General features: G+C 76.6%; 10 protein-coding genes. 5 read left to right on the top strand and 5 right to left on the bottom strand.

Features of this window, described 5'->3' with window-relative positions:
* The first annotated feature begins 50 nt into the window (after positions 1-50).
* Positions 51-2,192: a RecQ family ATP-dependent DNA helicase gene (locus tag Sru01_RS24025; RefSeq protein WP_203990023.1), complete on the top strand. Its 2,142-nt coding sequence runs from the start codon at positions 51-53 to the stop codon at positions 2,190-2,192.
* Positions 2,193-2,396: 204 nt separating this feature from the next.
* Here Sru01_RS24025 and Sru01_RS24020 read toward each other — a convergent pair whose 3' ends face one another.
* Positions 2,397-3,290: a carbohydrate kinase family protein gene (locus Sru01_RS24020; protein ID WP_203990022.1), complete on the bottom strand. Its 894-nt coding sequence runs from the start codon at positions 3,288-3,290 to the stop codon at positions 2,397-2,399.
* Between the two features lie 153 nt (positions 3,291-3,443).
* On the opposite strand from Sru01_RS24020, the gene Sru01_RS24015 reads away from it, so the two are divergent.
* The 3 genes from Sru01_RS24015 to Sru01_RS24005 all read left to right on the top strand — a co-directional run bounded on the left by Sru01_RS24015 (position 3,444) and on the right by Sru01_RS24005 (position 8,102).
* A complete protein-coding gene (locus Sru01_RS24015) occupies positions 3,444-6,296 on the top strand; it encodes a bifunctional acetate--CoA ligase family protein/GNAT family N-acetyltransferase (RefSeq protein WP_203990021.1) in 2,853 nt (950 codons plus the stop codon).
* A 315-nt stretch (positions 6,297-6,611) separates the two neighbouring features.
* On the top strand, positions 6,612-7,205 hold the full coding sequence (locus Sru01_RS24010) for a DUF5998 family protein (RefSeq protein WP_203990020.1): 594 nt from the start codon (positions 6,612-6,614) through the stop codon (positions 7,203-7,205).
* Between the two features lie 60 nt (positions 7,206-7,265).
* Positions 7,266-8,102 (top strand): sulfurtransferase, encoded by an 837-nt coding sequence (locus tag Sru01_RS24005; RefSeq protein ID WP_203990018.1) that lies wholly within the window; start codon positions 7,266-7,268, stop codon positions 8,100-8,102.
* Between the two features lie 26 nt (positions 8,103-8,128).
* On the opposite strand, the gene Sru01_RS24000 is transcribed toward Sru01_RS24005, so the two are convergent.
* Genes Sru01_RS24000 through Sru01_RS23990 form a run of 3 tightly spaced genes read right to left on the bottom strand, consistent with a single transcriptional unit; the run spans position 8,129 to position 11,873 of the window.
* On the bottom strand, positions 8,129-10,822 hold the full coding sequence (locus tag Sru01_RS24000) for a CHAT domain-containing protein (protein ID WP_203990017.1): 2,694 nt from the start codon (positions 10,820-10,822) through the stop codon (positions 8,129-8,131).
* Positions 10,819-11,358: a hypothetical protein gene (locus tag Sru01_RS23995; protein ID WP_203990016.1), complete on the bottom strand. Its 540-nt coding sequence runs from the start codon at positions 11,356-11,358 to the stop codon at positions 10,819-10,821. Before Sru01_RS23995 ends, Sru01_RS24000 begins: the two co-directional genes overlap by 4 nt.
* Complete coding sequence (locus Sru01_RS23990; protein ID WP_203990015.1) at positions 11,355-11,873, bottom strand: RNA polymerase sigma factor; 519 nt, start codon at positions 11,871-11,873, stop codon at positions 11,355-11,357. Before Sru01_RS23990 ends, Sru01_RS23995 begins: the two co-directional genes overlap by 4 nt.
* A 364-nt stretch (positions 11,874-12,237) precedes the next feature.
* On the opposite strand from Sru01_RS23990, the gene Sru01_RS23985 reads away from it, so the two are divergent.
* Positions 12,238-12,732 carry a DUF3145 domain-containing protein gene (locus Sru01_RS23985; RefSeq protein ID WP_203990014.1) on the top strand — a complete coding sequence of 165 codons (495 nt, stop codon included), beginning with the start codon at positions 12,238-12,240 and terminating at the stop codon, positions 12,730-12,732.
* A gap of 234 nt (positions 12,733-12,966) precedes the next feature.
* Here Sru01_RS23985 and Sru01_RS23980 read toward each other — a convergent pair whose 3' ends face one another.
* The gene (locus Sru01_RS23980; RefSeq protein WP_275412208.1) at positions 12,967-14,385 is read right to left on the bottom strand and encodes an acyl-CoA carboxylase subunit beta; all 1,419 of its coding nucleotides are present in this window, start codon (positions 14,383-14,385) and stop codon (positions 12,967-12,969) included.
* Positions 14,386-14,397 lie beyond the last annotated feature (12 nt).

Genomic DNA, 14,397 nt, shown 5'->3' with positions numbered 1-14,397 from the left:
CGGGTGACCGGCGGACGGAAACGTCACCGGAAGCTGGTACGAAGGGAGGCATGGTTGACGAGAGCGGTCTGCGGGCCGAGGCGGAGGGCCGGCTGCGCGCCCTGGCCGGCGAGCACGCCCGGCTGCGGGATGACCAGTGGACCGCGATCCGGGCGCTGGTGGTCGAGCGGCGGCGCGCCCTGGTCGTGCAGCGCACCGGCTGGGGCAAGTCGGCGGTCTACTTCGTCGCCACCGCGCTGCTGCGCGCCCGGGGCACCGGGCCCACCGTCATCGTCTCCCCGCTGCTCGCGCTGATGCGCAACCAGATCTCCGCCGCCGAGCGGGCCGGGGTGCGCGCCGCCACGATCAACTCCGCCAACGCCGACGAGTGGGACGACGTGCACGCCGCGGTCGAGCGGGGCGAGATCGACGTGCTGCTGGTCAGCCCGGAGCGGCTGAACAACCCCGACTTCCGGGACCTGGTGCTGCCCAAGCTGGCCGCCACCGCGGGCCTGGTGGTGGTGGACGAGGCGCACTGCGTCTCCGACTGGGGTCACGACTTCCGGCCCGACTACCGCAGGCTGCGCACGCTGCTGGCCGGGCTGCCGCCCGGCGTGCCGGTGCTGGCCACCACCGCCACCGCCAATGCCCGGGTCACCCGCGACGTGGCCGAGCAGCTCGGCGGCGGCCCAGAGACGAGCCCAGAGACGAGCCCAGAGACGGGCGCGGAGACGGGCGCGGAGACGCTGGTGCTGCGCGGCTCGCTGGAACGCGAGAGCCTGCACCTGGGCGTGGTGCGGCTGCCCACCGCCGAACAGCGGCTGGCCTGGCTGGCCGAGACGCTGCGCGAACTGCCCGGCTCCGGCATCATCTACACGCTCACCGTCGCCGCCGCCCACGAGATCGCCGGCCACCTGCGCGACCAGGGGCACCAGGTGGCCGCCTACACCGGGCAGACCGACCCGGCCGAGCGGCTGGCCGCCGAGCAGGCGCTGCTCGGCAACCAGGTCAAGGCCCTGGTCGCCACCTCGGCCCTCGGCATGGGCTTCGACAAACCCGATCTCGGCTTCGTGGTGCACGTTGGCGCGCCCGCCTCGCCGGTGGCCTACTACCAGCAGGTCGGCCGGGCCGGCCGCGGGGTGGAACGGGCGGAGGTCATCCTGCTCCCCGGCCCGGAGGACCGCGACATCTGGGCGTATTTCGCCTCGCTGGCCTTCCCGGCGGAGTCCGTCGTCCGCGCCACGCTCGGCGTGCTGGCCGAGGAGGGCACCATGTCCACCGCGGCGCTGGAGACCCGGGTCGACCTGAGCCGTTCCCGGCTGGAGATGATGCTCAAGGTGCTCGACGTGGACGGCGCGGTGCGCCGGGTCCGCGGCGGCTGGCAGGCGACCGGCGTGCCGTGGGCGTACGACGCCGAGAGATACGCCCGGGTGTCGGCCGAGCGGGCCGCCGAGCAGCGGGCCATGCTCGACTACATCGCCACCGGCGAGTGCCGCGAGCGGTTCCTGCGCCGGCACCTGGACGACGAGACGGCCGGGCCGTGCGGCCGATGCGACAACTGCACCGGGTCGCACCGCACGCCGCTGACCGCCGACGGCGCGGTGGCCCGGGCGCGGGCCCGGCTGCGGCGGCCCGGGGTCGAGATCGACCCGCGCCGCCAGTGGCCCACCGGCCTGAAGGAGCTCGGCCTGTCCGGCCGGATCGGCCCGGCGCGCACCGCCGAGCCGGGCCGGGCCCTCGGCCGGCTCACCGACATCGGGTGGGGCACCACCCTGCGCCGGCTGCTGGCCGACGGCGCCCCGGACGCGCCGGTCGGCGACGAGCTGTTCGAGGCGGTGGTGGCGGTGCTGGCCTCCTGGCAGTGGGCCGAGCGGCCGGTGTCGGTGGTCACCCTGCCGTCGGCCACCCGGCCGGTGCTGGTGGGCGGGCTGGGGGAGCGGCTGGCCTCGATCGGGCGGCTGCGGCACCTGGGGGCGCTGGCCTACCGGCACGGCCCGCCCGGCCGCCAGCACAACAGCGCCCAGCGGGTGCGTGCCCTGCGCGCCACGCTGGCCCCACCGCCGGGCGGGCTGCCGGCCGAGCTGGCCGCGGGCCCGGTGCTGCTCGTCGACGACCGGGTCGACACCGGCTGGACGATGGCGATGGGCGCGATGCTGCTGCGCGAGGCCGGCGCGCCGGCGGTGCTGCCCCTGGCCCTGGCGACGACCAGCTGACCCGGCCCGGCCGGGCGGCCCGGGGAGGGTGGCCCCACCATGCCCGGCGGCGTGTCCCGCCGGCACGGGGCACGCGGTGTGAAGGTGGCACCGGGACGAGGGTGCTTCCCGGGTAAGAGTGTCCCGGCGGGACGAGGGCGTCCGCTGGGCCGGCCTGGCGGAGGGGGACGAGGGTGCCGGCCGGGATCGGCCGGCAGGCCGCGGTCAGAGGCGGGGGCGGGCGCCGAGGTTGCTGATCGCCTTTGCGGCCAGGGCGTTGCCCGCCGCCAGCGCGTCGGCCGGCTGCTTGCCCTCCAGCCACGGCTGCAGGAAGCCCGCGGCGAAGGCGTCGCCCGCGCCGGTGCCGTCGATGATCCGCTCGATGTGGTCGGCGGGTGCCCGGACCGGCTCGGCGCGGTTGCCGGAGTACCAGAGCGAGCCCTCCGCGGACATCTTGATCACGACCTGCGGGAACCAGGCCGTCAGCACCTTGGCCGCGGCGGCCGGGTCGTCCCGCCCGGTGAGCACCTTGGCCTGCGCCTCGTTGGCCAGCAGCAGCTTGGCGCTGCCGGTCCACTCCAGGAACGGCTCGGCACCGGTGCGCTCCAGCGGCGCGGCGGAGGCGCAGTCGACCGAGATCGACATGCCGGCCCGGCGGGCGTGCTCCAGCGCGGTGAGGCCGGCGTCCCGCGAGCCGTCGTTGAGCAGGGTGTAGCCCGAGACGTGCAGGTGGCCGCCCTGTATGAACAGGTCGCGCGGCAGGTCGTCGGGGGACAGCGCGGCGTTGGCCCCGGGATCGGACAGCAGGGTGCGCTCGCCCTTGTGGGTGACCAGCACGACGCAGGTGCCGGTCGGCCGCTCCGGATCCATGACCAGGCGGGCGTCCACGCCGTAACCCATGAGCTCCATGTCACGGTTACGGCCGGTGATGTCGGCCCCTCGGCGGCCCACGAAGGCGACCTCGGCGCCCTCGACGGCGAGCCAGGAGGCGATGTTGGCCCCGGAACCGCCACCATGCATGGTGACGACGGCCGGGGTGTCGCTCGCCCTGGCTAGGGGGTAGCGGGCGCGTGCGACCGCGTCGGTCATCAGATCGCCCACCACGACAACCCGCGTCATGATGTCACCACCTTGTTGGCACTGCAGGAGGCTGCTGACAGAAAACCTAACAGCTTCCGGCCGGGACGTGGGGCATACACCGGACACGCCCGCACAGTCGATGCACAAGCGTTGCTCAACATAACGGACATTTGCCCGCTTACTCTCATTTATGTGGAACCTCACTACCCGGCCCACTGGGAGGCCGACGTCGTCCTGGCCGACGGGGGCACCGCCCACCTGCGCCCCATCCGGCCGCAGGACGCCGCCATCCTCCGGGAGTTCTATTCCCGGCTGTCCGACCAGTCGATCTATTTCCGATTTTTCGGCCCACGTCCACGATTGTCGGATCGCGAGGTCGCCTGGTTCACCACCGTCGACTACGTGGACCGGGTGGCACTGATCGCCACCATCGGCAGCGACATGGTGGCGGTCGTCCGCTATGACCGGACGGCCGCGCGGGACGCCGCGGAGGTGGCCTTCCTGGTCGAGGACGCCCACCAGGGCAGGGGAGTGGCCTCGGTGCTCATGGAGCACCTCAGGGCCGCCGCCCGCGAGCGCGGCATCCGCCGGTTCGTCGCCGACGTGCTGCCGTCCAACGCCCGGATGATCGCGTTCTTCCGCCAGGCCGGTTACACCGCGCAGAGCCGGTTCGAGGACGGCGTCGTGCAGATGACGTTGGACCTGTCCGGCACGGTGACCTCGCACGAGGTGACCGCCGCGCGCGAGCACCGCGCCGAGAGCCGGTCGATCCAGCGGCTGCTCACGCCGTCCTCGGTGGTGGTCGTCGGGGCGGGGCGCGAGGCGGGCGGTGTCGGCCAGACCGTCCTGCGCAACCTGCTCGGCGCCGACTTCAACGGCCCGGTGTACCCGGTGCACCGGGAGGTCCGCGCGGTGGCCGGCGTCCGGGCGTACCGGAGCGTCTCGGCGATCGACGGCGACGTGGATCTCGCCGTGGTCGCCGTGCCGGCCGAGGCCGTGCTCGACGTGGTCGAGGAGTGCGCGCGCAAGGGGGTCAAGGGGCTGGTCGTCGTCTCCTCGGGCTTCGGGGAGACGGGCCCCCAGGGCCAGGCGCGCCAGCGGGACCTGGTGCGCATCGCCCGCGCGCACGGCCTGCGCGTGGTCGGGCCGAACTGCCTCGGCATCGCGAACACCGACCCGGCCGTCCGGCTCAACGCCACCCTGGCCGCCCGGCTGCCCTGCCGCGGCCGGGTCGGCTTCTTCAGCCAGTCCGGCGCGCTCGGCACCGCGCTGCTGCAGCGGGTCGACCAGCGCGGCATGGGCATCTCGACCTTCGTCTCGGCCGGCAACCGCGCCGACGTCTCCGGCAACGACCTCCTGCAGTACTGGGAGGAGGATCCGGCCACCGACGTGGTCCTTCTCTACCTGGAGTCCCTCGGCAACCCGCGCAAGTTCGCCCGGTTGGCCCGGCGGACCTCCCGGCGCAAGCCGATCGTCGTGGTCAAGAGCGGCGCCGCCACCCAGGGCGTGCCCACCGGCCACAACGCGCCGGTGCTCGGGCTGCCGGACACCGCGCTGAGCGCGCTGTTCGAGCAGGCCGGAGTGATCCGGGTGGACGACCTCAGCCAGCTCTTCGACGTCGGCCAGCTGCTCGCCTGCCAGCCGCTGCCGGCCGGCCCGCGAGTGGGCGTGGTGAGCAACTCCGACGCGCTCGCCCTGCTGGCCGCCGACGCCTGCGTCGCCGCCGGGCTGGAGCCGCGGCCGCCCGCCAACCTCGGCGCGGCGGCCGGCCCGGCCGGCTACCGCGCCGCGCTGGCCGCCGCCGGACAGGACGCCGACGCGATCGTCGCGATCTACATGCCGCCGATCCCCGGCGACGCGGCCGGCGTCGCGGCGGAGATCGTCCGGGCGGCCCGGGAGACCGGCAAGCCGGTGCTGGCCACCTTCGAGGGACGCCTCGGCCTGCCGGCCGAACTGCGGGTCCCCGGGGAGTGCGGCGGTCCGGGCAAGGGGTCGGTCCCGTCCTATCCGGCGCCGGAGGAGGCGGTGCGCGCCCTGGCCCACGCCGAGCGGTACGCGCGGTACCGCGAGCGCCCGCCCGGCACCGTCCCGGAGCCGGCCGGCGTGGACACCGCGGCCGCCCGGACCGTCGTCGCCCGGATGGTCGCCACGGCCCGATCCGGCGGTTCCACCTCCGCCTCGCCACCGCCCGGTCCCCCCTCGATCTCGCCCTCCTCTGCGACCGCCACCCCGTCTACGACCACGTCGCCCACCCAGACCTCGGCCCCGGCCCAGACCTCGGGCTCGGGGGCTGTGTCGGGCTCGGAGCCGGGCGTGGTTCCGGGCGTGGACTCGGGCGCGGTTCCGGCACCCGGTTCCATGCCGGGTGGCGAGATCGCGGCCGGGCGGGCCGACGCCGCCGCGCTGCTCGCCTGCTACGGCATCGAGGTCTGGCCGGCCGAGCCGGTGGCCTCGGCGGCGGAGGCGGTGGCCGCCGCCGAGCGGCTGGGCGGGCCGGTCGTGGTGCGGTCGGCCGATCCCGAGGTGGCCCACCGGGCCGGCACCGTCCGCCTGGGCCTGTCCGACCCGGCCGGGGTGCGCCAGGCCTACCAGGACCTGGCGGCCCTGCTCGGCCCGGCGGTGCCGCTGGCGGTGCAGCGGATGTCGCCGCAGCCCGCGGTGCCGACGGTCATCCGGCTGGTGGACGATCCCGATTTCGGAGCGGTGGTGTCGTTCGCGCTGGGCGAGGCCACCGCCCGGCTGCTCGGCGACGAGGCGTTCCGCCTGGCCCCGCTGACCGGCGAGGACGCCGCCGCCCTGGTGCGCTCGATCCGGGCCGCACCGCTGCTGTTCGGCGGGCACGGCTATCCGCCGGTGGCGGTCGGCGCGCTGGCCGACCTGCTGGTCCGGGTGGGCCGGCTGGCCGACGAGCTGCCGGAGATCGTCCGGCTGGACCTGGATCCGGTGCTGGCCGGCGAGAAGGGCGTCCACGTCCTCGGCGCCCGCGTGATCGTCCGGGACGCCGTCGGTCCCCGGCCGGACCGCGGCCCGCGCCGGCTCCGCTGACGCACCGGTCCACCGGCCGCCGGGGCGTACCCGAGAGCCGGGCACCCGATGCGGTGGACCGGTGGATGAAAGTTTCCCGCCTCCAGGACGCCGCCGGCCGGGGCGCGGGCACCGGTGAGCGGTGGCGGACGCCCGTCCGGCTCGCCCGTCCGGCGCGTAGACCCACTGCTCGGCGCGGGTCGGGCCGCCGCGGCCCGCCGGGCCGCGGCAGCGGGACCCCGCTGACCTCGCTGACCTCGATGGTCTCGGCGGGCACATCCGTCCCAGATGTCCGGCGGGGTGAAACAGCCCGCCGGGACAGGGCAGGATGGAACCATGAGGGAAACCCGAGTCTCGGCCGCTGGTCTGCGCGAGGCCATCGAACGCAGCGGCTACTACCCCGACCTCGTCGCCGACGCGGCGGAGTCCGCGCTGGGCAAGGAGCCGGTGACGGCGTTCGTCGTCCACCACGAGGCCACGTTCGACCCGGCGATGGAGGTGCGCAGGCACGTCACGGTGGTCGTCCTGTCCCCCACCCGCCTGCTCGTCTGCCACACCGACGAGCACCCTCCCGCCGACGGCATGCCCACATCGCACGCCTCCACGACCACCGAGGCGGTCCGCCTCAGCCGCGTCCAGTCCGTGGCGGTCACCAGGGTCGTCCCCGACCCCGCCTCCTACGTTCCGGGCGTCCCGCCGACCGAGGTGACGCTGACGATCGGCTGGGGCGCGATCTCCCACGTCGACCTGGAGCCTGCCACCTGCGGGGACGAGAACTGCGACGCCGACCACGGCTACACCGGCGCCATCACCGCCGATGACCTCTCGCTGCGGGTCAGCGAGGCCGCCGACGGCCCCGAGGCGGTCGGCAACGTCCTGGCCTTCGCCAAGGCCCTGTCCGAGGCGACCGCCCGCACGGCCGCCGGCTGATCCGCCCGCCCGCGCCGGGGCGCGTGGACATCGCGCCCCGGCATGGGGAAGGCTTCGCCCATGGCTGAACGCACCACGACGACCGGGCCGCTGATCGGTGCCGACGAGCTGAGCGCGATGGCGCCGCAGGTCACGATCCTGGACGTGCGCTGGCGGCTCGCCGGCCCGCCGGGCATGGATCTCTACCGGGCCGGCCATCTGCCGGGCGCGGTGTTCTGCGACCTGGATCACGACCTGGCCGGCCCGCCCGGGGCCGGCGGGCGGCATCCCCTGCCGGAGCCGGCGGACTTCCAGCGGGCGATGCGGCGGCTCGGCGTCTCGGGCGGCCGGCCGGTCGTCGTTCACGACGACGGGGACGCCACGGCCGCCGCGCGCGCCTGGTGGACGCTGCGCTACTTCGGGCACCGCGACGTCCGGGTGCTGGACGGCGGCCTGCGCGCCTGGACCGAGGCCGGCCTGCCGGTCACCGCGGACGAACCGCGGGTCACGCCGGGCGACTTCACCGCACGGCCCGGCGGCATGCCGGTGCTGGACGCCGACCAGGCCGGCGCGCTGGCGCGCGACGGCGTGCTGCTGGACGCCCGGGCCGCCGAGCGCTACCGCGGCGAGACCGAGCCCGTGGACCCGGTCGCCGGGCACATCCCCGGTGCGGTCAGTGCCCCGACGTCGGAGAACGTCGATCCCGCCGGCCGGTTCCACCGGCCGGAGTTCCTGCGCGAGCGGTTCATCTCGCTCGGCGCGGTGCCGGGGGTGCCGGTCGGCGCCTACTGCGGCTCCGGCGTCACCGCCGCCCACCAGGTGCTGGCCCTGGAGCTGGCCGGGGTGCCCGCCGCCCTGTACGCGGGCTCCTGGTCGCACTGGATCACCGATCCCGACCGCCCCACCGCCACCGGCTGACGGGCGCATCCCGGCCGTCGCCCGCGTCAGACCGCGGGCCGCGGTGGTGGGAACAGGGGGCGGCCGAGCGAGCCGAAGCAGGCGAGGCCGCGGACACCGGTCCGCTCGCCGGCGGCGGCCAGGGCCTCCGCCGGGGTGCGGCCGCGCGCCAGCAGCTCGTGGAAGGCGGTCATCAGGGCGAGGGCGTCCTCGTCGCGGATCGGGACCAGCCCGGCGACGACGCAGGCCGCCCCCCGGTCCACCAGGGTGCCGGCCAGGCCGAGCGGCGCCCCGTCGACCGGTGCGTGCGCCATTCCCGCGTCGCAGGCCGACAGCACCACCAGGCGGGGCACCCGGGCCGGTCGCAGCAGGTCGTAGGCCATGAGCGGTCCGTCGTCCAGGGTGATGCCGGACAGTAGCGGGCTGCCGGCGCAGAAGACGCCGTGCGCCGCGACGTGCACGATCTCGGCCCGGCCCAGCGCGCCGAGGACGTCGGCGGTGCGTGCCGGGGCGCGGGCGGCGCCGTGCCGGGCCCGGTGGGTGCGGACGACCATCGCGGCCTCGGCCTCGGCGTGCCGCAGGCCCGGCCCGGCCACCGCGACCACCCGCGGCCCGGCACCCCGGGCCCGCCCGGCGGCCGGCCCTCCGCCCCGATCGCGGAGATCACCGGGCCCGGGGCCGTCGTCCCGGCCGTCGTCGTCTCGCCGGTCGCCGTCCCCGCCGGCACCGCCGCGGCCGGCGTCGGCCTGGGCGCCGGTGACCTCCCCGGCGGAATCCCCGGGCCAGATCGCGCGAGCCGTGGCCGCCCAGGCCTGGGCGCTGGACGCCACGCACACCGGCCGGCCGTGCAGCGGTGGCAGCGCCGGCCAGGGCACGGTGTGCAGGGCGCCGGTCGGCACGATCACGAGCGGCCGGTCGGCGATGTCGGCGGCCAGCGGACGCAGCAGCCGGCTCGCCAGCGCCTCGGCGGCCCCGCGCACGTCGCTCGGACCGCCGGTGTCGCGCAGGCCCGCCCGCCGCATGGCGTACCGCAGCCGGATGGTCGCCTCGGCCGCGGCGGCGCCGGAGCCGAGCGGTCGCAGCACGCACCGGCCGGCCGTGACGACCACGGCCGACAACCGGTCGCCGTGGCGCACGAACTCGACCAGTGCGGCTCCGGCCAGCTCGCCACCCAGCCGGGCCGCCTGCTCCAGCCCGCGCGGTTCGGCGTCCGATCCCGCGTGGGCCGTGCCGGCCGGCCAGGGCGGGGGGCCGTCGCGGTTCGGGCCGGCGGGCGGGTCGAGGTGGCCGCGGGCGACGGCCCGGCAGTGCTCGGCCCAGGCCAGGACGGCCTCCGGGCGGCCGTCGGACAGCGCGAGGGCGAGACCGAACGCGGCGAGCCGTTCCCCGGCCCGGACCGCGTGCGCGCGCACCCCCGGGTCGTCGAACGGTTCGCCACCGGTGGCGGCGGCCCGCAGACCGGCCCGTAGCGCCGTGAAGGCGCCCGAGCGGTCGCCGCGCAGGCTGCGGGTCAGCGCGACCGCGTGGTGCCGGAGCACCCGGTTGGTCCGGCCGGGTGCCCCGGCGGCGGTCAGCGGCCACAGTTCGGCGAGGGCGGCGCCGCGCAGCCCGAGGGCCAGCGCGAGCTCGGCCGCCGCCAGCCGCAGCCCGGCGGCGGCCGTCGCCCACCCCTGGCCCGCCAGCCGCCCGGCCAGCGCCCGTGCCTCGGCCAGCAGCGCCGCCGACGGCGGCCCGGCGGCCAGCCGGGTGCGCAGCACGACCTCCTCCGCCAGCGGCACCCAGGCGGCGCGGCCCTGGGCGGCCAGTTCGCCGGCGGCCAGCTCCGCGCCGGCCCGGGCCCGCCGCGGGTCGCCGACGAGCAGTTCGGCCTGGGCGAGCGACAGCCGGGACTCGGCCAGCGCCACCCGCGCGCCCGCGGCGGCCAGCTCGGGAACGGCCTGAGCGAGCAGGGCGCGGGCCTCGCCCGGCAGGTGGGCGGCGAGCAGCGCGCCCGCGAAGTCGGCGCGCATGGTGGCCAGCCGCTCCGGGTAGCCGGCCAGCGCCCGTTCCGCCGCCTCGTACCCGGCGAAGGCGGCCGGGATGTCGCCGCATCGGGCCGCCACGAACGGCAGGTTGCCGGTCGCCAGGACCGCGATGTGGTCCAGCCCGGCGTCCCGCGCGATCGCCGCGCACGCCGCCAGGTCGGCCCGGGCGGCGTCGTACCGCTCCAGGTAGGTGTGGGCGATGCCGCGGTTGAGCAGCGCCCCGGCCAGGAACCGGACGTCGCCGCCGCCGGTGAGCAGGGCCACCGCGGCGTCGCAGTGCGCGACGGCCTCGGCCGCCCGGCCGAGCTGGACCAGCGCGACGGCGCGCTGCACGCCGAGCCGGGCCGTGTCCAGGCCGGTCAGGTGCCCTTCGGCGAGCCGGGCGATCCGCAACGCGTCCAGCGGGTCGCCCAGCTCGGCGCGGACGGAGACCAGCGACAGCCGGGCCTGCGCCGCCCGCTCCGGGTGCCGGCCGGCGGCGGCGACGGCGCGGTCCAGATGGTCGGCGGCCCGGTGCAGGTGGCCGAACTCCCGCTCGGTCAGCGCCAGGGCCCGGTGGGCGATCGAGACCGCCTCGCCGCAGTCGGCCGCCCGCGCGCGGTCCAGCACGTCCCGGGCCGCGGCGGCCGCCCGGCCCGGGTCGGAGCCGGACATGCGGACGGCCTCCTCGGCCGCCGCCACCAGCTCCGCCGGCGTCCGGGGCACGCGGGCGGTCATGGGCGGACGCACAGCCAGCGGGTCGCCACCGTGGCCTGGCCCGGGCGGTGGCAGGCCACGCTGAGCCAGCCGTGCGGCAGCCCGGTCGCGGCGAACTCGCCGGATCCGGCCGGGAAGCGCACCTCGCTGAGCCGCGGCGTGCGGATCTCGATCCGCGAACCCGCCGGGAGCGCCGGTCGCACCTGGCCCGCGACGTCGAGGTGGCCGTCACAGACGGTGATCTCGACGTCGATGGCCAGCCCGCCGCCGGCGAACGAGACCAGCCGCGGCTCGTTCTCGCCGGCCCGCGGCCGCCCGGGCGGGGCACCGCGCTCGCCGGCCCCGCCGGGCGGCCGGGCCGGCGGCTCCCGGCGGGCGCCGGAGCGGGCGCCGGGCCGGCCGGTGGCGCGGGGAAGCGGGACGGCGGTGACGCCGCCGGGCAGGCGGAGCGCGTAGGCGGCCCGCGCGTCCGCCGCGACCCCGGGGGGCACCGGATCGGTGCCCGCGGCCATCCGCAGCGCCGCGAGCAGGTAGGCCTCATCGGAAGGAGGGTTCATCGGTCGTCCCCCATCAGCGCGCGCAGCCGGCGCAGGCAGCGCATGCGGGTCGGGCCGACGCTGCCGATCGGCATCGCCATCCGCCGGGCGATCTGGGCATATCCGGCCTCCGGCACGGTGACGACGAGCCGCAGCAGCGTGCGGCAGGGTTCGGGCAGCGCGTCGACCGCGGCCCACAGCCGGCGCCCGTCCTCGACGGTGAGCATCGCCGCCGCCGGGTCGGTGTCCGGTGCCGGGATCTCGGCCGGCAGCTCGGCGTGCCGGTCGCCCGAGCGGCGGCGGCCGATGCGTACCGCCTCGTGCCGGGTGGTGGTGGCCAGCCAGGCGCCGACGCGGTCGGGGTCGCGGATCGAGGGCAGGCTCTCGACGAGCCGGAGCCAGGCCGCCTGGACGGCGTCCGCGGCGTCGGCGGTGTCCAGGCCGCAGGCGCGGGCCACCGCCCACATGCGGTGGCCGAACCGGTCGACCAGGTCGCGCCAGGCGGTCTCGTCGAGAAGGTCGAGCTCGTATGGCATGCCATGACTTTGCGTGTCGGTTACATTGCTTTGGGTGAGCACCCTATCGGGGTGGGCCGGTCACCGGCCGTGGAACCGCCGAACACCCGGGGGCCGGCCGCGGCGGGCGGTCCGGATCCGGTCCGCCATCGGCGCCGCCGCCGGTGCGATCGGCCTCGCGGCGTCCGCGCGCTCGCGCGTGGACCCGGTCACCGGCCGCCGCGGACCGCGTTTTGCGGTATACGGAAGGTCACCAAGCATGATTAGGTATGACCCGGCTCTGGTGCCCCGCCACGACGGACGGTAGTCTCTCCCTCAGTCACTTGTGATCATCCCAGTACGAGGACGTTGGGGAAGGCGCACCTCGTACGAAACGGGAGGTCCGGTGTCTGCTCGTGGCGTGCTGTACGTCCACTCGGCTCAGCCCGCGCTGTGCCCGCATATCGAATGGGCGGTCGCGGGTGTCCTTGGCATACCCGTAGATCTGTCGTGGACGCCCCAGCCAGCCCAGCCTGGCACCGTGCGGACCCAGGCGGAATGGGAAGGCCGTCCCGGCACGGCGGCGGCGATCACCTCGTCGCTGATGGGATGGCAGCGCATCCGATTCGAGATCACCGAGGACGCCTCGCCGGGCGTGGACGGGTCGCGGCACGCCTACACCCCGACGCTCGGCGCCTTCACCGCGGTGATCGGGGTGTCCGGTGACATCATGATCCCTGAGGATCGGCTGCGGAACGTCATGCTCATGGCCGAGCAGGGCCGGGCCGTCCTCGCCGAGGAACTGGACCGGCTGCTCGGCAAGCAGTGGGACGAGGAACTGGAACCTTTCCGGTACGCCGGGGACGGCGCCCCCGTCCGCTGGCTGCACGCCGCCGTCTGACGGCCGGCCGCGGCGTGCCCCGGCGCGTCCCGGCCGCCGGTGCTGACGCCACCGACCCGCCCGCCGGGCCGGTGGTGGCGGTGGAACCGCCCTGGGGAGCCCCTGCCGGCTTTCCCGGATCCTGGCCGCCCGATCCGGCCGGCCGGTTGAAGGTGCCGGGGACGCCGGAGAACGGCCGCGGGCCGGGAATCGGATGGCGGGCCGGGTGCGGTGGCGCGGGTGGTCGCGGGGTGGTCAGAGCGGGATGTTGCCGTGCGCGCCGCGGGCGGGGGCGGCCTGCGCGATGACCTTGGCGATGGCGGTGCGCGTCTCGGCCGGCTCGATCACCTCGTCCACCACGCCGGCCTGGATCGCCCGGTCCAGGCCGCCGGCGACCTTCTCATGCTCCTCGGCCAGCCGCTGCTCCAGCGCGGGGCGCTCCTCCTCGGGCGCGGCGGCGATCTCGCGCCGCTTGAGCACCCGCACGGCGGCGAGCGCGCCCATCACGGCCAGCTCCGCGGTCGGCCAGGCGAACACCCGGGTGGCGCCGAGCGCCCGTGAGTTCATCGCCACGTAGGCGCCGCCGTAGGCCTTGCGGGTCACCAGGGTCACCCGGGGCACCGACGCCTCGGCGAAGGCATGCAGCAGCTTGGCGCCGCGGCGTACCACGCCGTCGTGCTCCTGGCCGACGCCGGGCAGGTAGCCGGGGACGTCCACCAGTACCACCAGCGGCACCCCGAAGGAGTCGCACATCCGGACGAACCGCGCGGCCTTCTCCGCCGAGGCGGAGTCCAGGCAGCCGGCCAGCCGGATCGGGTTGTTGGCGATCACCCCGACGGTGCGCCCGCCGAGCCGGCCGAGCGTGGTGACGATGTTGGGCGCCCACTTGGGGTGCAGTTCCAGCCCGGCCTCGTCCAGCAGCCCGTTGACCAGCGGGTGCACCGAGTAAGCGCGGCGTGCCTGCTGCGGCAGCAGCCCGGTGAAGTCGGCGTCCCGCACCGACGCGAGGCGGACCCGGCCCTGGTGACCGAGCAGCACGGCCAGGCGCCGGGCGTCGCGCAGCGCCTCGGTGTCGTCCTTGGCGACCACGTGCACGACGCCGCTGCGCCTGCTGTGCGGCTCGGGGCCGCCCAGCCCGGCCATGTCGATCCGCTCGCCGGTGACGCTGCGCACCACGTCCGGGCCGGTGACGAAGATCCGGCCCTGGTCGGACAGGATCACCAGGTCGGTGAGGGCCGGGCCGTAGGCGGCGCCGCCGGCCGCCGGGCCGAGGACCACCGAGATCTGCGGGACGACGCCGGAGGCCCGGGTCATCGCGGCGAACACCCGGCCCACCGCGTGCAGGGACTCCACGCCCTCGGCCAGCCGGGCGCCGCCGGAGTGCCACAGGCCGACGATCGGCACCCGCTCGCGGACGGCGACGTCGTAGGCGTGCACGATGTGCTCGCAGCCCTCGGTGCCCATGGCGCCGCCCTGGACGCGGGCGTCGCTGCCGAACGCGACCACCGGCACGCCCTGCACCCGCCCGGTGGCGGCCAGCACGCCGCTGCCGTCCTCGACGGAGATCAGCTGGAGCGAGCCCTCGTCGAAGAAGGCGGCGAGGCGGGTGCGCGGATCGCGGGGATCGGCGGGCTCCTCCCCGGAGGCCTCGATCACCGCCCGGTTGTCGAGCACGGTACCGGTCGC

The sequence above is a fragment of the Sphaerisporangium rufum genome (genome assembly GCF_016863395.1).
GTDB classification, from domain to species: domain Bacteria; phylum Actinomycetota; class Actinomycetes; order Streptosporangiales; family Streptosporangiaceae; genus Sphaerisporangium; species Sphaerisporangium rufum.
The sequence above is the reverse complement of the archived record's forward strand: the minus strand, read 5'-3'. Positions and strand labels throughout refer to the sequence as shown.